Source organism: Microbacterium luteum (genome assembly GCF_015277875.1).
Taxonomy (GTDB): domain Bacteria; phylum Actinomycetota; class Actinomycetes; order Actinomycetales; family Microbacteriaceae; genus Microbacterium; species Microbacterium luteum.
Map to the genome: position 1 here is coordinate 816858 of NZ_CP063814.1, position 18622 is coordinate 835479.

An 18622-nucleotide genomic window follows, 5' to 3' on the forward strand; every position below is an offset into this window, starting at 1 on the left:
TCAACTATACGCAGATGGTTGATCTGCGTCAACCAAAACGGTGGGGCCTGCTCGGCGTTGCGGTGACGGCGCGAGATGATGGCGGGATGAGGAGCGTGGAGCTCGTCTTCGACGAGGAGAGCGACGCCGGGGTGCGGCGCGCATGGGACGCGCTGATCGAGCGAGGGCTGCCGAGCGCCGGTCGCCATGCCGGAGCGACGAACGCGCCGCACGTCACGCTCGCCGTCCTGGAGGGGACCGACCGCGCCGGCGCCGAGGATGCGCGGCTGCTGTCGGGTCTCGCGGGTCGGCTTCCGCTCGAGCTCGCGCTGTCCGGCATCATCCTGTTCGGAGACGGGCCGCGCAGGGTGCTTGCCTGCCCCGTGATCGTCGCGGCCGACCTGTTCGCGCTGCAGCGGGAGGTCGTCGCGCGGCTCGGCGGCGCCGAGCGCGTCATCCCGCACACGGTCCCCGACGCCTGGACCCCTCATGTGACGCTCGCTCGACGAATGCCGGTGGACCGTCTCGCCGAAGCGCTCGACCTCGTCGGCGACGCGCCATCCCGTGTGCGTGCGGTGCGGATGCGGGTGTGGGATGCCGAGGCGAAGCGCGTGTTCGCCGTCGGCGCGGCCTAGTCGGCCAGCGCGAGCGCGCGGTAGGGCTGTCGATCGCGCCGGGGCGGCGCCGTGCGCGCATGCAGCGACCTGCCGAGCTGCGTGCGGTGGTAGAGCTCGTCGATCAGCGCGGTCGCGAGGCTGACGAGCTTGCCGATCTCGACCTCGTCGCGATCCACCCACTGGCACCGGGGCTCGTCGTGGATCGGGACGAAGTCGTCGTGCTGCTCCCACGCGACGAGGGTGCGCTCGGCGCCGAGCACGTGCTGCTGCCACCACACCTGCCGGAGGTAGGAGCGGGGGATCGAGCGCCAGGCCTTGTTCGTCGTCTTGATCTCCGCGAGCACGACGTGTCCGCTCGTGTCCACCCCGATGCCGTCGGGCGTGGCGAGGTGTCGCTTCTCGACGACGGCGTGGAACAGCGCGCTCGAGGGCTGGATGCCATGGGTCGCCGCCACCCATGCCGCGATCTCCGGCTCGCGCGCGCGGCCGTGTGCTGTGAAGGCGTTTCCCGAGAAGCCGGATCCGAGCAGCTTCGCGTCGGCTGCCCGTGCGATGGCGCGCTCGGAGGTGAGGGTCGCGACGTCGGTGGCGGTGATGCCGCGCGAGCGGGCGCGCACCCAGGAAACGCGATCCCGGGAGTCCGCCACGATGCGTGCGGCGAGCTCCGGAGTCATCCCCCCAGGCTACCCACCGCATCCCCCACCCCTCCCGCGACACCCCCGCATCCCCCGCCCCGCTTCCCCACCCGTCCCCCTCGTCCCTCGACTCGAACCACCCCTTTGTTGCCGAACCACCCCCTTTCCGTTGCGGAGAAGGGGCCCGTTCGGCGCGAAAGGGATGGCTCGATGCGTGTGCAGTGCTCCTCCCCACCTCGGCGTGACTCGGCTTCGTCCACAAGATGGATTCGGCAGCGGCTCCGGCGAGCGACCTGCGGGACCGTGCGAGTATGCGTCACGCGAGTCTCGACGAACTCCTCGGTCTGCTGCGATCACGGCCGGCGCTTATCGACGAAGGGATGAGCGACCGCTCGATCGCCGACGCCGTCGACGCCGGGGTCCTCCACCGCATCCGCCGGGGCACGTACATCGACGGCGCGGTCTGGGCCTCATTGTGGCCGGAGTCCCGGCATCGTGCGCTCGTCCTCGCCGTCGAGCGTGCGTCGCGGGGTGCGACGGTGGTTTTCTGTGGCGTCTCTGCCGCGGTTCTCCACGGGTTGCCGCTCTATCGGCTTGCTCCTCGTCGCGCGCACGTCCTCGCGGCGGCGTCCGCCCGTCACAGCGCGGATGACGTGATGCGCCACGAGGGCAGCCTCGCGGAGACGGAGGTCGACATCGTCGGTGGCCTCTTCTGCACGAATCTCGAGCGGACGACCTACGACGTGATTCGTGCGGTGTCGGCCGAGGCGTCGATCTCGGTCGCCGACGCTGCTCTTGGGCGAATCGGCGGCGATCCGCGACGGTTTGACGATCGCGCCGCTGCCGACTTCACATCGCGGCTGCTCCACCGTACGGAGAGATCGGGCCCGCGAGGTATCCGCCAGGCGCGGCGCATCGTCGAGCTGGCAGATGGTCGGGCCCAGCTGCCGCTGGAGAGCGTGAGTCGGCTCCAGCTGCATCGACTGGGGTTCGAACGGGCGGAGCTGCAGGTGCCCGTACCGGCTCCGGGCGGAGGTTCGTACTTCGTCGACATCGGGCTGAGAGGCCTGAGGACGTTCGGAGAGTGCGACGGAAAGGACAAGTACGTGGATGAGGCGCGGCGCTCGGGGCGCAGCGTCGAACAGGTGCTGCTCGACGAGAAGGCGCGCGAAGACTGGATCCGAGGAACGACCCAGTGGAGACTTGCCCGCTGGGGCGACGAGCATGCGGCCACCCCGGCGGCGCTCGGTGCACGTCTCGCCCGTTTCGGCATCCGTCCTTCGTGACCGTCGCCTCGGTCGAGCCACCCCTTTCGTGCCGAACCAGCCCATTGCCTGCGCCACGAAAGGGGTGGCTGGGCATCAAAGGGGTGGCTCGGCGATGGTGCGGAGGAGGGGCGGGGCGGGGATTTGGGGGAGAAGGGCGGGTGGGGTAGAGTAACCGGAGCCGAAGACCGCCGGTCATCGTGTCGTGCGAACGAGACGATCGAAGCTCTGTGAAGAACAGGGGCCTGCGCAGGTGTACGACAGAGATCCCGGACTGACGGGAAATCGAGCTCCGTGCGCTTGCGCCGGGGCTTTTTTCTTTGCCCGAGCGACCGGATGTCCCAGGCCGACGCCCCACCACCGTCGGGCGTCTCGTACACACAAGGAGTGGCCATGGCGCAGAAGGAAGCATCGGTCGCCGAGCTCACGAAGAACTTCGAGGACTCGACCGCCGTACTGCTCACCGAGTACCGCGGTCTGACGGTTGCCGAGCTCAAGGAGCTCCGCAACAGCATCCGTCAGGACGCGGAATACGCCGTGGTGAAGAACACGCTGACCAAGATCGCCGCGAACAACGCGGGGATCTCGTCGCTGGACGACGACCTCAAGGGTCCGTCGGCCGTGGCGTTCGTGCACGGTGACCCGGTCACCGTCGCGAAGGGCCTGCGCGCCTTCGCCAAGGCACACCCTCATCTCGTGGTCAAGGGCGGTTACTTCGACGGTAACCCTCTCACCGCGGACGAGGTCAACAAGCTCGCCGACCTCGAGAGCCGTGAAGTCCTGCTGGCGAAGCTCGCCGGTGCGATGAAGGCCTCGATGACCAAGGCGGCATTCGTCTTCAACGCGCTCCCGTCGAAGGCCGTGCGCACGGTCGACGCGCTGCGCGAGAAGCAGGAGTCCGCGGCCTGATCCGGCCTGCGGCGACAGATACCCAAGCAAGGAGAATCATCATGGCAAAGCTCAGCACTGAAGAGCTGCTCGACCAGTTCAAGGAGCTCACGCTCATCGAGCTCAGCGAGTTCGTCAAGGCGTTCGAGGAGACCTTCGACGTCACCGCCGCGGCGCCCGTCGCCGTCGCCGGTGCCGCCCCCGCCGCCGGTGGTGCCGGTGGCGAAGCCGCCGCCGAGGAGGAGAAGACCGAGTTCGACGTCATCCTCGAGGCTGCCGGCGACAAGAAGATCCAGGTCATCAAGGTCGTGCGCGAGCTCACCTCGCTCGGCCTCGGCGACGCCAAGGGTCTCGTCGACGGTGCTCCCAAGCCCGTGCTCGAGGGCGCGAACAAGGAAGCCGCCGAGAAGGCCAAGGAGGCCCTCGAGGGCGCCGGCGCCACCGTCACCCTGAAGTAATCACGCTTCAGCGCCTGACAGAACAGAACCCCGGATGCTTCGGCATCCGGGGTTCTGTCGTCTCCGGCGGTACTCCGGTGCGTCTCCGGTGCGTCTCCGGTGCGCTCCGGTGGCGCGGGTCAGGGGATGACGCCGACCGCCACCGACGGAGTGCCCGGCGGCGGTGACGTCGAGCCGCGCACGATGAGGCGCGCGTGCAGGCGCATCTGGGTGCGATCCGTCCCGGGGGACCTGAGATGGTCGAGGAGCAGTCGGGCGGCGGCCGCTCCCTGGCTGCGGGGGGACTGCTCGAGCGTGGTGAGGCCGAACATCTCCGAGTATTCGTGGTTGTCGATGCCGACGACGCTCAGTGCGGACGGAACGGCGATGCCGAGTCGTCGCGCGGCGATGATCGCCCCGATGGCGACCTCGTCGCACGCGGCGACGATGGCCGTGGGACGTCGATCGGGATCGCTCAGCAGGTCGACGGCCACGTCGTAGCCGCCCGGGAGCGACACCTCGGATGGGGCGTGGTCCGGACGCAGTCCCGCGTCGCGCATGCGCGACGTGTATCCGCTCAGACGCTCGCGGTCGACGTGAGGGCCCTCGTGGTCGGAGATCCCGCCCAGGAACGTGATGCGCTCGTGGCCGAGGTCGACCAGGTGCGCGGTGGCGCGACGGGCCGCGTGAACGTCATCCAGCCCGACGACGCTCGTCTGGTCGCTGTCGCCGACCACGCTGACGACCGGCCGCCCGATTCCCACGAGGCGTTCGAGCTCATGGTCGTCGGGTTCCAGGGCGACCGCGATGAGGCCGTCGAACCGCTTTCGGGCGAGGAAGTCGTCGAAGACGCGACGCCTGCCCTCGGTGCCGGGCTTCGCGTCGTACAGCGTGAGATCGAACCCCTCCGCCAGCAGCACCTCCTGAACGCCCTCGAGCACCTCGGCGAAGAACCACCGGTTCAGGTAGGGCATCACGACGCCGATGTTCCGGGTGCGTCCGGTGGCGAGACTCGACGCGGATGAGGATGCGACGTACCCGAGGTCTTCGGCCACCCGCGCCACCCGCTCGCGCGTGGCGGGGGAGACGTAGCCGTTCCCCGTGAGAGCTCGGCTCGCGGTCGACTTCGACACGCCGGCCACGCGCGCCACCTCGGCGATGCCACCCATTGTGCTCCTCGGATGCCGGTCGTCTTCGTCCGGAAAGTGGAACCGGTTGCGAGACATCGTGGCACGCGCTCCCACGCCGATTCCAGCCCGTGCGTCCATGGTTATTCAGTTGTGACCCGAACCGGATTGTGCGCGCGGGAGCGATCCCTTAGCGTGAGCGTGGGAACGGTTCCCGAGCACCTTGGGTCGGCGATGTCATGCCGACCTGCTACTCAATGAGGAGGCACCATGAGGACTCAGTCGCGTTCGCGCGTCTTCGCCGCGGCAGCCGGACTGGGAGTCGCCGCGCTGGCCCTGTCGGCGTGTACCGGCGACATGCAGCCCGACGCATCCGATGTCGATTGCACCGACTACGAGGAGTACGGCACGTTCGACGGCGCGGAGGTGACCATCGGCGGCACCATCCTCGATCTCGAAGCCGATCGCCTCGTGGAGTCGTGGAGCGACTTCTCGGCCTGCACCGGCATCCAGATCGACTATCAGGGCTCGAGCGAGTTCGAGGCGCAGATCGCCGTGCTCGCCGAGGGCGGCAATGCACCCGACATCGGCATCGTGCCGCAGCCCGGACTGCTCGCCCGTCTCGCCGAGGGCGGATGGCTCATCCCCGCTTCGGAGGCGGTCGAAGCCCACGTCGACGAATTCTGGTCGGAGGACTGGAAGACCTACGGAACCTACGACGACACCTTCTACGCAGCGCCGCTCATGGCGAGCATCAAGGGGTACATCTGGTACTCGCCCAGCGAGTTCGAGGAGAACGGCTGGGAGATCCCCGCGACGCTCGACGAGCTCGAGGCGCTGTCGGAGCAGATCGCGGCCGACGGCGACCGCAAGCCGTGGTGCGTGGGCCTGGAGTCCGGCGACGCCACCGGGTGGCCGGGCACCGACTGGATCGAGGACTGGATGCTGCGTCTGCACGGCGCCGACGTCTACGACCAGTGGGTGACCCACGAGATCCCCTTCAACGACCCGCAGGTCGTGGAGGCCTTCGACGCCGTCGGCGGATACCTGAAGAACGAGGACATGGTCAACGGCGGCATCGGCGACGTGTCGACGCTCGTGACCGAGGCGTTCCAGACGGCGGGACTGCCGATTCTCGACGGCGAGTGCTCGCTGCACCACCAGGCCTCGTTCTACGAGACCTTCTGGAACCCCGAGGGCGGCGATGAGGTGACGGTCGCGTCCAACGGCGACATCTTCGGATTCCTCACCCCGCCCGCGAACGCCGGCGACCCGCTGTCGGTCACCGGCGGCGGCGAGTTCCCGGTCGCCTTCACCGACGCCGAAGAGGTCGAGGCGGTCCGCGCCTACCTCTCCAGCGACACGTGGGCGAACAACCGGGTCAGCCTCGGCGGCGTGATCAGCGCCAACACGGGCGTTGACCCGGAGAACGCGTCGAGCGAGCTGCTCGTGCAGTCGATCGAGATCCTCCAGGACCCGGAGACGACGTTCCGCTTCGACGGTTCGGACCTCATGCCCGGCGCGGTCGGGGCCGACTCCTTCTGGAAGGGCATCGTCGCCTGGGTCTCCGGCGATGACACCGAGACGGTCGTCGACGAGATCGAGGCAAGCTGGCCCGCCAGCTGATCGGTTCGCTCCTGGGCCGAGGCGGTAACGGCGCCGCCTCGGTCCTGGAGCCTCCGTCGCCGCACCATGCTTCAACGACGAAGGGAAGACCTCGATGACAACCGCTGACCTCACGGGGAAGATCCTGCAGGTGGTGATGGGGCTGGTGATCTTCGCCGCCATCATCGGCATCCTCGTGCTCCTCATGGGCCGCGGGCCGAAGAAGGGCAGGGACTACTGGCAGCTGACGTGGTTCCTGCTGCCGGCGATCCTCCTCCTGGCGATCGGCCTCATCTGGCCGGCGGTGCGGACGACCGGGCTGGCGTTCCTGGACAACTCCGGGAACTTCAGCTTCGACAACTTCGTGTGGATGTTCACGCAGCCCTCGGCCATCCGCACCCTCATCAACACGGTCATCTGGGTGCTCTTCGTCCCCACGATCTCGACGGCGCTCGGACTGGCGTACGCCGTGTGGATCGACAAGTCGCGCGGTGAGCGCTTCTACAAGGCGCTGGTGTTCATGCCCATGGCGATCTCCTTCGTCGGCGCGGGCATCATCTGGCGCTTCGTCTACGAGTACCGCTCGGCCGGCCGCGATCAGATCGGTCTGCTGAACGCCATGGTCGTGGGACTCGGCGGCGACCCCGTGCAGTGGCTGCAGACCGATCCGCTCAACACCTTCCTGCTGATCGTCGTCATGATCTGGATCCAGACCGGATTCGCGATGGTCGTGCTGAGCGCGGCGATCAAGGGCATTCCGACGGAGCAGATCGAGGCGGCGCAGCTCGACGGCACGAACGCGTGGCAGCGCTTCTCGAACGTCACCGTCCCCGGGATCCGCTCCTCGCTGGTTGTCGTGCTGACGACCATCTCGATCGCGACCCTCAAGGTCTTCGACATCGTGCGGACGATGACCGCCGGAAACTTCAACACGAGCGTCGTGGCCAACGAGATGTACACGCAGGCGTTCCGCGCCAGTGAGGTCGGGCGCGGTTCGGCGCTCGCTCTGATCCTGTTCGTGATGGTCCTTCCCATCGTCATCTACAACGTCAACGTCCTCCGCAAGCAGAGGGAGATCCGATGAGCAGCGTGGCCCCGGTCGATCTTCCGATCGACGACGAGCGAAAAGAAGACGCCTTCGAGGAAGCGGCAGAAGGCACGCGCACGGCTCGCGCGAAGCGCCGTCTCACGTCGCGCTGGGCGACGCTGGCCGCGCTCATCATCGCGGTGCTGTGGACGATCCCGACGTTCGGCCTGTTCGTCTCGTCGTTCCGTCCGGCGGAGCTCATCCAGACCACCGGCTGGTGGACGATCTTCCAGAATCCCGGATTCACGCTCGACAACTACCAGGACGTGCTGTTCTCGCCGTCGATGTCGTCACCGCAGCTGGGGGCGTACTTCGTCAACTCGCTCGCGATCGCGATCCCGGCGACGATCTTCCCGCTCGTGCTGGCCTCGATGGCGGCCTACGCGTTCGCGTGGATCAAGTTCCCCGGCGCCAACACGCTGTTCATCTTCGTGTTCGCGCTGCAGATCGTGCCGCTGCAGATGGCCCTCGTGCCGCTGCTGCAGACGTTCTCGTTCTGGCTGCGCCCCGGGCAGGCCTGGCTCCACGACGTCATCCCGATCATCCCCGAGCAGAACTACCTGCCGGTGTGGATCGCGCACACGATCTTCGCGCTGCCGCTGGCGATCTTCCTGCTCCACAACTTCATCTCCGAGATCCCGCGCGATGTCATCGAGGCCTCCCGCGTCGACGGCGCCTCCCATGCGCAGATCTTCTTCCGCATCATCCTGCCGCTGGCCACCCCGGCGATCGCCTCGTTCGCGATCTTCCAGTTCCTGTGGGTGTGGAACGACCTGCTGGTCGCGCTGATCTTCTCCGGTGGCACGCAGGATGTCGCTCCGCTGACCCAGCGGCTGGCGGAGATGGTGGGCTCGCGAGGTCAGGATTGGCAGCGGCTGACGGCGGGGGCGTTCGTCTCGCTCGTGGTTCCCCTGGTGGTCTTCTTCTCGCTGCAGAGATTCTTCGTGCGAGGTCTGCTGGCGGGATCGACGAAGGGCTGAGGCGAGGCGTCCGATACACTGAGGAGTCGAATCGATTCGGACGCTCCTGTCCGCGATCGGCATCACGGCGCATCCGCCGTCTCCTCTGCGCCAGACCGGTCATCCCCGGCCGACGCCCCGTCACGCCGCTGAAACGAAGTCCTCTTGCTCGATACCGCCTCTCTCCCTGTACAGAACCCCGCTGATCCTCGTCCGACCGACGGTGCGCGAGCACCGGAGACCGCGACCACCCGTCTCCCGCGCACGGCGGGGTCTCCCACGGGCGCCATCCGCACCCTCGGCACGAATCCGGCGACCGCGCCGATCGTCCTGCACCCGGGGGATGCGATCTCGACGCCGCGGCGGGTGCTCTACGTCATCCTCCTCGGCGCACTCACGGCGCTCGGTCCCTTCACCATCGACCTGTATCTGCCGGCCTTCCCGGTGCTCGAGGCCGACTTCCAGACGACGGCCGCGGCGATCCAGCTGACGCTCACCGGCACGATGGTCGGCTTCGCTCTCGGTCAGCTGATCGTGGGCCCGCTGAGCGACAAGGTCGGCCGCCGCATCCCGCTTCTCGCGGTCACCGCCCTCCATGTCGTGGCGAGTGTGGCCGCGGCGATGGCACCCACCCTGGGGACACTCGGCATCGCCCGCGTGTTCATGGGGATCGGGGCTGCCGCCGGCGGCGTCGTGGCGATGGCGATGGTGCGCGATCTGTTCGGCGGCCGGCGCCTGGTGGTCATGCTCAGCCGGCTCGCGCTCGTGACCGGGGTAGCCCCCGTCGTCGCGCCGCTCATCGGCTCGGCCCTCATGGAGGTCATGCCCTGGCGAGGGCTGTTCGTGGTCCTCGCGTGCTACGGCGCGCTGATGTTCCTGTGCGCCATCCTGCTCCTCCCGGAGACCCTGCCTCCGGCACGCCGTCTGGACCGCGGCAACACGACGATGGTTCAGCGATACAAGAGCGTGTTCAGCGACCGCGTGTTCCTCGGCGTGCTCGTCATCGGCGGAATGGCCTTCAGCGGGCTGTTCTCCTACCTTTCCGCGTCTCCGTTCCTCTTCCAAGAGGCCTATGGCCTGACGGCTCAGGAGTACGGCCTGCTGTTCGCCGTCAACTCGCTCGGAGTGGTCGTCGGTGTGCAGGTCGCCTCTCGCCTCGCGGCGCGATTCGGGCCGCAGTGGGTGCTCGCGTTCTCGACGGCGACGCTCGTGATCGCGGGGACGACGATCATCGCGACCGATCGGCTCGGACTCGGTCTGTGGGGCACCGTCGTGCCGCTGCTCGTCTTCATGACCGGAGTCGGGTTCACCATGCCGTGCGTGCAGGTTCTCGCGCTGGACCGGCACGGGAAGGCGGCGGGGACGGCCGCGTCGATCCTCGGCGCCGTCAATTTCGGCGTCGCGGGGCTGGTCTCTCCGATCGTCGGCGGCGTGTCGCACGGCGCGGCGATCACCGCGACGACGATGGCGGCCGTCATGGTCGGCTGCGGTCTCCTCGCGGTGGCGGCGCTGTGGTTCATTGTCCGTCCGCGTTCCGTGGAGCGGCTCACTCCCTGAGCCGGCCCTTCCGGATCGGGGTCGGGGCACAATGGTCGGATGCCTCTTCCCTTCCGTACGCGGACGATGACGTTCTCGCTGGTCGCCCTCGGTCTCCTCCTGATCGCGCTGGCGACGGGACTCGGCGCGTGGGCGTTCGCCCGGGGCAACACCCCGTTCGCGATCGACGCCTGGTGGAACAACCTGCTCGTCGACGCGGCGGTGCCGCTGGCGGGGCCCGTGTCGCACGCCATGAACGTGATCGGAGGCGGGTGGGTCGGTGTGCTCGTCGTGCCGCTCGGCGGCGCGGGGGCTCTCATCGCGGTGCGTCGACCATGGGCGGCGGCCTTCTTCCTCACTGCCGAGGCGGTGTCGGCGGCACTCGTTCAGCTGCTCAAGCACCTGTTCGGCCGCGCGCGACCCACCGAGATCCTCATCATGTCGGATTACGGGTCCTACCCGTCGGGTCACGTCGCGAACGCAGCGACCATCGCGGTGTGCGCGGTCGTGCTGTTTCCACGGCTCGTCGTGGCGATCATCGGGGCGGCGTGGATCCTGCTCATGGCCTTCAGCCGCACGTACCTGCACGCTCACTGGCTGAGCGACACCGTGGGCGGTGCGCTCGTCGGTGTCGGTGCGGCGCTCGTGGTCGCGGCGGTGTTCAGCGTGCCCCTCGCGCGGGAACCACGCCTCGTCGCATCCCGCGGCACTGCGCGTCAGCCCGAGGACGGGTCAGATTCCGGCGACGCGTTCGGGGTGCGCGTGGATCGCGAATGAGCCGTTGCGGCTGAACCCGACGAGGGTCAGCCCCGTGTCGTGCGCCAGTTGCGCCGCGAGCGTCGACGGCGCCCCGACCGCCGCCAGCATCGGGATGCCCGCAAGCCGCGCCTTCTGCACGAGCTCGAACGACGCCCGCCCCGACACCTGCAGCACGTGCTGTGCCAGGGGGAGTCTGCCCTCGCGGAGCGCCCACCCGATCACCTTGTCGACGGCGTTGTGCCTGCCGACGTCTTCGCGCACGCACACCGCGGTGCCGTCCGGTGCGAACAGGCCGGCGGCGTGCACGCCCCCGGTGGCGTCGAAGACCTGCTGCGCCTCGCGCAGCGTATCGGGCAGCTGGGCGACGACCGCCGCATCGACGAGCGGTTCCGCCGCCTCGAGGGGGAGCCGCGCGGTCTTGGCCACCGCCTCGATCGACTCGGTGCCGCAGATGCCGCACGCACTGGTGGTGGTGCTGTGTCGTGCGGCGGCGTCGGAGGGCGGCACCGCGCCGGCGCCGAGGTGGGCGTCGATAACGTTGTAGGTCTGTGCGCCCTCGGCGTCGCGCCCCGCGCAGTACCGCAGCGATCTCAGCTGCTCGGGCGCCGTGAGCACGCCCTCGCCGACGAGGAACCCGGCGACGAGGTCGAAGTCGTCGCCCGGCGTGCGCATGGTCACGGCCCAGGATGATCCGTCGATGCGGATCTCCAGCGGCTCCTCGGCGGCCAGAACGTCTTCGCGGCGCGAGACGGCGTGGACGCCCTCGCCGTCGGCATCGATTCGCACGCGGACGACGCGGCGACGGGCGGTGGAACGAGCCATTCCCACACGATATCCCGGCTCGCGAAAGACGGATCGGCGGCCTCGAAACGATCCGCCGTAACGGCGCCGCGAACCGATCTCGGCACCTATCGTGGAGGGATGACATCTCTTCGCGCCGCCGTCGTGACCGTCTCGGACCGGTCGCACCGCGGCGTGCGCGAGGACTCCGCCGGCCCGGTCGCGGTGGCGGCGCTGCGCGAGGCGGGTTTCGCGTGCGACGACGCGTCGATCATCCCCGATGGCGTCGACGCGGTCGAGAAGGAGCTTCGCGCGCTCATCGGGGACGGAGCGCGGGTGATCGTCACGTGCGGGGGCACGGGCGTCTCGCCGCGCGACCTCACGCCGGAGGGCACCGCGCGCGTTCTCGATCGTGAGGTTCCCGGCGTGGCGGAGCGCCTGCGGGCCGACGGCGCCGCGGACACCCCGCTGTCGGCGCTCTCCCGCGGGCGGGCCGGCGTCGCCGCGACGACGTTCATCGTGAACCTCCCCGGCTCGCCGAAGGCGGTCGCTTCCGGAATGCCCTTCCTCGTGCGGATCGCCTCGCACGTCGTGTCACAGCTCGAGGGGGGAGACCACTGATGGATGCCGGAGTCGTCATCGCCGAGATCAGCGACACGCCCATCGACGTCGCCGCCCACATCCACGCCGCGACCGATCCGGCGGTCGGCGCGCTCACCACGTTCATCGGCACCGTGCGCGACCACGACCCGGAGGCGGCCGGCAGCGTCGAGGCGCTCGAGTACTCCGCGCATCCCGACGCTCCGCGCATCCTGCGGGAGCTGGCGCAGAAGGCGGCCGGCGAGCACGCGCTGATCGCCGTGACCCACCGGGTCGGGCGCCTCGCGGTCGGGGATGTCGCCGTCGTGGTGGTGGCCGCATCCGCCCATCGCGCCGAAGCGTTCGCCGCCAGCCGCGAGCTCATCGAGGCCATCAAGTCCGACCTGCCGGTGTGGAAGAAGCAGCAGCAGAGCGACGGGGCATCCGCCTGGGTGGGGATCGGATCGTGACGGGCTCGCGTGGAACCCTCGTCGATCGCTTCGGCCGCGTGCACCGCGATCTGCGCATCTCGCTCACCGACCGCTGTTCGCTGCGCTGCACCTACTGCATGCCCGCAGACGGCGTGGAGTGGCTCGCGAAGGACAACATCCTCACCACCGACGAGCTCGCCCGGGTCGCCGCCGTGGCGGCCAGTCTCGGCATCACCGAGGTGCGCCTCACCGGCGGGGAGCCGCTCCTGCGCAGGGACGTCGTCGACGTCGTCGCCCGGATGGCGGCCATCGAGGGGCCGGAGGGTCCTCTCGAGGTGTCCATGACGACGAACGCGCTCGCCCTGCCGAAGCTCGCCGGGCCGCTCCGCGACGCCGGACTCGCTCGCGTGAACATCTCGATCGACACGCTGCGCCGCGATCGCTTCGCCGAGCTCACGCGGCGCGATCGGCTCGACGACACCCTCGCCGGCATCGACGCGGCACGCGCCGTGGGGTTCGCGCCGCTGAAGTTCAACGCCGTTGCCATGCGAGGCGTCAACGAAGACGAGCTCGTCGACCTCGTGCGCTTCGCGGTCGACCACGAGGCGGAGATGCGCTTCATCGAGCAGATGCCGCTGGATGCCGGCCACATCTGGTCCCGCGTGGAGATGGTGCGGGGCGAGGAGATCCTCGAGACGCTGCGCCAGGCGTTCACCCTCGAGCCGGTCGGCGAGCGCGGGGCGTCGCCGGCGGAGGTGTTCCACGTCGACGGCGGGCCGGCGACGGTGGGCGTCATCGCGTCGGTGACGGCACCGTTCTGCGGTGCGTGCGATCGCGTGCGGCTGACCGCCGACGGCCAGATCCGCAACTGCCTGTTCGCGCGCGAGGAGTCGGACCTGCTCCCGCTGCTGCGGGGGGATGCCGACGACGACGACATCGCCGACGTCCTGCGGCGCTCGATCGCGGGGAAGCTTCCGGGTCACGGCATCGACGAGCCCGGCTTCCTGCAGCCGCAGCGGCCGATGAGCGCCATCGGCGGCTGATCCGGTCAGCCGGCTTCTCCCGCCGCGAGCGCGGCCCGGATGCGAGAGGTCTTCGCCCGCGCGAGCGCGCGATCATCCCCGCGAACGATCGCGACCATCTCCCTGGCTCGCGCCATCACGGCATGAGCGCGCAACCGCACGGTCCAGCGCGAGCGGTCGGTGCGTGGGGACGGCGAGGAGACTCCGGCGAACGAGATGATCCGGTCGGCGACGGAGGTCGCGTGCTGGTGCATCACCGAGTGCGCGGCGCCGGCGACCTCGACCACCTCCGCGTCGCGTGCACGATCGCGCAGCATGGTCGTCCATGCCGCGGGGGAGACGCGATCTCGCGTGCCGCGGACGATGAGGACGGGTGCTGCGGCCTCGCCGATGCGGTCCTCCATCCGATAGGCGAGCATCCGGGGCATCGTGCGGAAGAACGACCGGAGCCCCGTGAAGGCATAGGAGATGGCCCCGAGAAGTGCGACACCGGGTGGTTCGTGCATGCTGGACCGGACGAAGTCGATCGCGACCAAGACGAATCGTCGCTGCCAGGGCGCGACGACGGGGCTGATCAGCACCACGCCGCGCAGGTTCGCGCCTCTGCACGCCGCCGACGTCACCACCTGACTCCCCATCGAGTGACCGATCAGCACCACATCGCGCAGTCCGCGCACCTCCATGGCGCGGATCACGATGTCGGCGTACTCGTCGATGTCGAGCGGATCGTCGTGGAGTCGGATGCCGGCGAAGCCCGGCAGGTCCAGGGCGTGCACTCTGCCGTGCGGGAGCAGCCGCGGGGCGAGCCGTTCGAAGATGCCGACGCCCATGCCGATGCCGGGCACGAGCACGAAACGGAGATCGCCGACGCCGCCGACATGCGTCACGCGCGTGTAGGTGCCGGCGTCGTGGATGCGCTCGACGCCGACCCGCGGATGACTCGCCAGCTGATCGGACGGCGGGTCACCCACCCGCGAACGGGGGCAGCACGTCCACCGTCGACGCCTCGTCGAGGGGGGTGGCGTCGTCGGCGCGGACGCCGTCGACGAGCAGCGCGCAGCGAGGCAGCACCGCGCTGAGGGCCGGATGAGCGCTCGTGAGGGCGACGCGGAGCGCGGCGATGTCCGGTGCCGCATATGTTCCGGATGCCGCGCCGGCCGCTTCCTCCGCAGCGGCGAAGAACCTGACGGCGACGGTCGGCGGTGCGCTGACCGTGCTCACTTCGCACCCTTCCAGCCGTCGGCGAGCTTCGAGACCTCGTCGATGACCTCGGAGATCTTCGCCGGTCCGCCGCCATCGCGAGCCGCGACGAAACCCGCCACGAACGCCGCGAGGGGCGCTGCGGGCCTCGCGACGGCGTGAGCGGCGTCGCGAGCGAGGTCGAGGATGTCGCCGGTCGGCACGGCTTCGACGGACAGGTCGAAGCGCTCGCGCATCGTCACGACCCACGCGTCGAGGTCTTCCGGGCTCAGGTGCGTCGGTGAGTCGGCCATGTCATCCTCCGATATCCGGGCGACGGACGCCCTGCCTCCAGTTTCGTCCAGATCGGCTCGCGTGTCCACGTCGGCGAGGTGATCCTCGGCCATCACCGGATGCGCGCATTCCAGCGTGTGCATGAGCTCACGCACCGCAGCGCCTTCGAGACCGCCGGAGTCGTGCACGGCCTTCCGCAGCGCGGCGGTGCGGTAGCGGGCCGTGAGCCACTGTTTCCGCCCCGCGTCGTCCACCGGCACGACCGCGTCGGTGCCCGGCGGCACCGCGCCCAGCGCGGCGAGCGCATCCGTCGGCCTGCGCAGATCGCATGCGAGCACGAGCACATCATTGGCTGTCACAGCGCCGATCGCGGCGCCGATCCCGGCGGCCGGTCCGGCGAACGGCGGGTCCTCCCGGCACCACAGCACGCCCGCTCCCGCCCGCAGCGGGCGTCGCGGGCCGACGACGACGACCCGGACGGCGCCCGCGCGGCGCGCGGCATCCACCACGCGCTGCAGGAGCGTCTCGTCATCGATCGTCGCCGCGGCCTTGTCCGAGCCGAACCGTGTCGCGCGGCCGCCGGCCAGCACGATGGCATCGAGGGAGGGGGACGTCATGCCTCCGCGCGGCTCCACGCACCGGATCGGCCACCGGTCTTCGCCTCGAGGCGCACGTTCTCCAGCTGCACGAGACGGTCGATGCCCTTGAGCATGTCGACGATCGACAGGCCCGCCACCGAGACGGCGGTGAACGCCTCCATCTCGACACCGGTGCGGTCGGCCGTTCGCACCGTCGCTCGGATCTGCACGCCCTCGTCGACGATCTCGAGGTCGACGACCGCGCCGTGCACGCCGATGATGTGGGCCAGGGGGAGGAGGTCGGCCGTGCGCTTGGCGCCGGCGATCCCGGCGATGCGGGCGACGGCGAGCACGTCTCCCTTCGGCACCGATCCATCGCGCAGGGCCGCGACGGCGGACGCCGAGCAGCGGACGAATCCGCTCGCGGTGGCCGCGCGCACGGTGGGCTGCTTCTCGGTGACATCGACCATGCGTGCGTGACCGTCGCTGTCGAGGTGGGTGAAGGGCTGCTCGCTCATGAGACCAGCATGACAGTCACGAGGTCGCCCGCCGTGACGGCCTCGACCTCCGCGGGCACGACGGCGTACGCCTCCGCCTGCGCCAGGCCGCCTGCAAGATGGGAGCCCGATCCGCCCGCCGTCGCCGGGCGGACCGTCCACGCACCCGGATCGGTGCGGTCGAGCGCGGCGGGCAGGTACTGCCGGCGTCCGGGAGGCGTGCGCCATCCCGTCGCGGCGGGAACGGCGACCAGGGTGCGATCGAGCTCGCGGCACGCCTGGAGGTGCCGGAGCGCGGGCCGCACGAACGTCTCCCACGACACCGCGACGCTGACGGGGTTCCCCGGCAGGCAGAAGACGGGGATGCCGCTGTCGAGCACGCCGAAGCCCTGCGGCTTGCCCGGCTGCATGGCCACCTTGTCGAATCGGACGCGGTCGCCTTCGAGCACGTCGCGGACGACTTCGTACGCGCCCACGCTCACGCCGCCGGTGCACACGACCACGTCGGCCCCGGCGTCGGCGGCTGCGGCGAGGGTCGCGCGGAAGGCATCGGCGTCGTCTGCCACGCGCCCGGTGTGCACCACCTGCGCGCCCGCCTCCGTCGCGAGCCCTCCGAGCAGGACGCTGTTCGATTCGGGAATCTGGCCGCGCCGTAGCGGATCCCCCGCGGAGACCAGTTCGCTGCCGGTCGAGACGATGGCCAGCCGCACGCGGCGGCGCACGACCACCTCGGCGATCCCGGCTGCCGCCAGCGCCGCCAGCCGGAAGCCGGTCAGTTCCTCACCCGCGCGCACGACGATGTCTCCGGCGACGAGATCGGTGCCTCGACGTCGGATGTGCTGCCCGCGCGTGGGGGCGATCGTGACCTCGGTGCGCGTGAGCGAGTCGGCGAGCCCTGCCGTGGTGTGTTCGACCGGAACGACCGCGTCGGCGTCGCTCGGCACCGCCGAGCCGGTCATGATGCGCGCCGCCTCGCCGGAACGGAGCTGCGGGTCGTCGCTCGAACCGGCGGGAAGGTCTGCGACCACGCGCAGAGCCACCGGCGTCTCGGCGGTGGCATGAGCGAGGTCATCCGTGCGCACGGCGAATCCGTCCATGGCGGAGTTGTCGAAGACGGGGATGTCGAGGGCGGCGCGAGCGTCGACCGCGCCCACGAGCCCCCCGGCCGCGCCCACGGACACGGTCTCGACGGGGAGCGGATCGAGCGCGTCGAGGATGCGGGCGCGGTGCTGCTCGACGCTGATCAGCGCGTTCATGAGACGCTCGCCAGTCGCCGCGTGGCGGCCCGCCACGCGGCCATGCCGCCGTCGAGCACCGTCGCCTCGACGCCGGTGGCCCGGAGGGCGTCAGCGGCTGTCTCGGCGCGGGCGCCGCGTTCGCACACGACGACCACCGATGCCGCCTCGACCACCGTGGTGTCGCCCAGCACGCGGTCGAGCGGGACGTTCACGGCTCCGTCGATGCACCCATCGGCGAACTCGTCGTGTTCCCGCACATCGAGCAGGAGCGCGACGCGACCCGCCGCGAGCTCGCGGCGGAGCGCCGGGGCGCTGATCCGAGGGGCTCGGCTCGCCGCGCTCGAAGGCTGCGGCGCGGCCGGCCGCGACCGGAGGGGGATCTCGCGCTGGCGAGCGCCGAACGCATCGATGATGCAGATGCGACCGAGCAGCGGCTCTCCGACACCGATCACGAGCTTCACCGCTTCGGTCGCCATCAGCGCGCCGGCCTGCATGCACAGGGGGCCGAGCACACCGGCGGACGCGCAGTTCGGCGGCTCACCCGCGGTGCCGGGCGGGAAGAGGTCGGCCAGGCGCACGCCTTCGGCGGGAGCGGGCGGCGCCGCCCAGAAGACCGTCACCTGCGCGAATCCCGCGAGCACCGATCCCCACACGAGGGGAACGCCGAGTTCGGCGCAGGCGGCGTCGACCGCATCCCGGGTCGCGAAGGAGTCGCTGCCGTCGATCACGAGATCGCAGTCGGCGAGCAGTCGCGCGGCGTTGCCGTCGTCGAGACGCTCAGCGGCGGTCTCGACCGTGATGGCGCCCGAGAGGGCGCGTGCGCGCCGGGCGGCAGACTCGGCCTTCGCCGTGCCGACCGCGTCGAGGTCATGGATGACCTGGCGCTGCAGGTTCGACAGCTCGACCACGTCGTCGTCGATGATGCGCAGCAAGCCGACGCCGGCCGCGGCAAGGGCGAGAACAACGGGACTGCCGAGTCCGCCGGCGCCGACGACGGCGATGCGGGCGGCCGCCAGTCGGCGCTGCCCGGCATCGCCGACCTGCGGGAGAGCACGGTGCCGCGCGGTGCGCACGGCCTCGTCGTCGGTGAGCGCGTCGACCGGTGCCACGAGGGGCGGGAACGTCATGAC

21 protein-coding genes are annotated in these 18622 nt (G+C 70.1%); 12 read left to right on the forward strand and 9 right to left on the reverse strand.

What is annotated here, in order from left to right; translation table 11 throughout:
* The first annotated feature begins 86 nt into the window (after positions 1–86).
* Positions 87–614, forward strand: a complete 528-nt coding sequence (locus tag IM777_RS03990) for a 2'-5' RNA ligase family protein (RefSeq protein ID WP_194384739.1) — start codon at positions 87–89, stop codon at positions 612–614.
* Here the strand turns inward: IM777_RS03990 and IM777_RS03995 are convergent.
* The gene (locus tag IM777_RS03995; protein ID WP_194384740.1) at positions 611–1270 is read right to left on the reverse strand and encodes a YqaJ viral recombinase family protein; all 660 of its coding nucleotides are present in this window, start codon (positions 1268–1270) and stop codon (positions 611–613) included. The two genes, IM777_RS03990 and IM777_RS03995, sit on opposite strands and share 4 nt — an antisense overlap.
* Before the next feature lie 272 nt (positions 1271–1542).
* On the opposite strand from IM777_RS03995, the gene IM777_RS04000 reads away from it, so the two are divergent.
* From IM777_RS04000 to rplL, 3 genes are all read left to right on the forward strand, one after another.
* Positions 1543–2517, forward strand: a complete 975-nt coding sequence (locus tag IM777_RS04000; protein WP_194384741.1) for a type IV toxin-antitoxin system AbiEi family antitoxin domain-containing protein — start codon at positions 1543–1545, stop codon at positions 2515–2517.
* A 372-nt stretch (positions 2518–2889) separates the two neighbouring features.
* The gene (rplJ, locus tag IM777_RS04005) at positions 2890–3405 is read left to right on the forward strand and encodes a 50S ribosomal protein L10 (RefSeq protein ID WP_071044368.1); all 516 of its coding nucleotides are present in this window, start codon (positions 2890–2892) and stop codon (positions 3403–3405) included.
* Between the two features lie 41 nt (positions 3406–3446).
* Positions 3447–3842: a 50S ribosomal protein L7/L12 gene (gene rplL / locus IM777_RS04010; RefSeq protein ID WP_071044369.1), complete on the forward strand. Its 396-nt coding sequence runs from the start codon at positions 3447–3449 to the stop codon at positions 3840–3842.
* Between the two features lie 119 nt (positions 3843–3961).
* Here rplL and IM777_RS04015 read toward each other — a convergent pair whose 3' ends face one another.
* Positions 3962–4990, reverse strand: a complete 1029-nt coding sequence (locus tag IM777_RS04015; RefSeq protein WP_194384742.1) for a LacI family DNA-binding transcriptional regulator — start codon at positions 4988–4990, stop codon at positions 3962–3964.
* A gap of 228 nt (positions 4991–5218) precedes the next feature.
* Between IM777_RS04015 and IM777_RS04020 the strand changes: the two genes are divergently transcribed.
* From IM777_RS04020 to IM777_RS04040, 5 genes are all read left to right on the forward strand, one after another.
* A complete protein-coding gene (locus IM777_RS04020; protein ID WP_194384743.1) occupies positions 5219–6574 on the forward strand; it encodes an ABC transporter substrate-binding protein in 1356 nt (451 codons plus the stop codon).
* A 94-nt stretch (positions 6575–6668) separates the two neighbouring features.
* The gene (locus tag IM777_RS04025; protein ID WP_194384744.1) at positions 6669–7637 is read left to right on the forward strand and encodes a carbohydrate ABC transporter permease; all 969 of its coding nucleotides are present in this window, start codon (positions 6669–6671) and stop codon (positions 7635–7637) included.
* Positions 7634–8620, forward strand: coding sequence for a carbohydrate ABC transporter permease (locus IM777_RS04030; protein WP_194384745.1), 987 nt, complete (start codon positions 7634–7636; stop codon positions 8618–8620). Before IM777_RS04025 ends, IM777_RS04030 begins: the two co-directional genes overlap by 4 nt.
* Positions 8621–8764: 144 nt before the next feature.
* Positions 8765–10156: a multidrug effflux MFS transporter gene (locus tag IM777_RS04035; RefSeq protein WP_194384746.1), complete on the forward strand. Its 1392-nt coding sequence runs from the start codon at positions 8765–8767 to the stop codon at positions 10154–10156.
* Positions 10157–10195: 39 nt separating this feature from the next.
* The gene (locus tag IM777_RS04040) at positions 10196–10912 is read left to right on the forward strand and encodes a phosphatase PAP2 family protein (protein ID WP_194384747.1); all 717 of its coding nucleotides are present in this window, start codon (positions 10196–10198) and stop codon (positions 10910–10912) included.
* Here IM777_RS04040 and fdhD read toward each other — a convergent pair.
* Complete coding sequence (gene fdhD, locus IM777_RS04045) at positions 10868–11716, reverse strand: formate dehydrogenase accessory sulfurtransferase FdhD (protein WP_194384748.1); 849 nt, start codon at positions 11714–11716, stop codon at positions 10868–10870. The genes IM777_RS04040 and fdhD overlap by 45 nt on opposite strands.
* 99 nt (positions 11717–11815) lie before the next feature.
* Here fdhD and IM777_RS04050 point away from each other — a divergent pair, with 99 nt between their 5' ends.
* From IM777_RS04050 to moaA, 3 genes are read left to right on the forward strand one after another with little or no spacing between them, the layout of a single operon-like run.
* A complete protein-coding gene (locus IM777_RS04050) occupies positions 11816–12295 on the forward strand; it encodes a MogA/MoaB family molybdenum cofactor biosynthesis protein (RefSeq protein ID WP_194384749.1) in 480 nt (159 codons plus the stop codon).
* Positions 12295–12723 (forward strand): molybdenum cofactor biosynthesis protein MoaE, encoded by a 429-nt coding sequence (locus tag IM777_RS04055; RefSeq protein ID WP_194384750.1) that lies wholly within the window; start codon positions 12295–12297, stop codon positions 12721–12723. Before IM777_RS04050 ends, IM777_RS04055 begins: the two co-directional genes overlap by 1 nt.
* Positions 12717–13727 (forward strand): GTP 3',8-cyclase MoaA, encoded by a 1011-nt coding sequence (gene moaA, locus IM777_RS04060; protein ID WP_390178697.1) that lies wholly within the window; start codon positions 12717–12719, stop codon positions 13725–13727. The genes IM777_RS04055 and moaA overlap by 7 nt, the downstream gene beginning before the upstream one ends.
* Before the next feature lie 5 nt (positions 13728–13732).
* Here the strand turns inward: moaA and IM777_RS04065 are convergent, their stop codons facing one another.
* The 6 genes from IM777_RS04065 to IM777_RS04090 are packed head-to-tail and all read right to left on the reverse strand — an operon-like array spanning position 13733 to position 18619.
* Positions 13733–14677: an alpha/beta fold hydrolase gene (locus IM777_RS04065; protein ID WP_194384751.1), complete on the reverse strand. Its 945-nt coding sequence runs from the start codon at positions 14675–14677 to the stop codon at positions 13733–13735.
* Positions 14670–14927 carry a MoaD/ThiS family protein gene (locus tag IM777_RS04070; RefSeq protein ID WP_194384752.1) on the reverse strand — a complete coding sequence of 86 codons (258 nt, stop codon included), beginning with the start codon at positions 14925–14927 and terminating at the stop codon, positions 14670–14672. Before IM777_RS04070 ends, IM777_RS04065 begins: the two co-directional genes overlap by 8 nt.
* Positions 14924–15796, reverse strand: coding sequence for a molybdenum cofactor guanylyltransferase (mobA, locus tag IM777_RS04075; protein WP_194384753.1), 873 nt, complete (start codon positions 15794–15796; stop codon positions 14924–14926). Before mobA ends, IM777_RS04070 begins: the two co-directional genes overlap by 4 nt.
* Complete coding sequence (gene moaC / locus IM777_RS04080; protein ID WP_194384754.1) at positions 15793–16275, reverse strand: cyclic pyranopterin monophosphate synthase MoaC; 483 nt, start codon at positions 16273–16275, stop codon at positions 15793–15795. Before moaC ends, mobA begins: the two co-directional genes overlap by 4 nt.
* A complete protein-coding gene (locus tag IM777_RS04085; RefSeq protein ID WP_194384755.1) occupies positions 16272–17510 on the reverse strand; it encodes a molybdopterin molybdotransferase MoeA in 1239 nt (412 codons plus the stop codon). The genes moaC and IM777_RS04085 overlap by 4 nt, the downstream gene beginning before the upstream one ends.
* The gene (locus IM777_RS04090) at positions 17507–18619 is read right to left on the reverse strand and encodes a ThiF family adenylyltransferase (protein WP_194384756.1); all 1113 of its coding nucleotides are present in this window, start codon (positions 18617–18619) and stop codon (positions 17507–17509) included. Before IM777_RS04090 ends, IM777_RS04085 begins: the two co-directional genes overlap by 4 nt.
* Between the last annotated feature and the right edge of the window lie 3 nt (positions 18620–18622).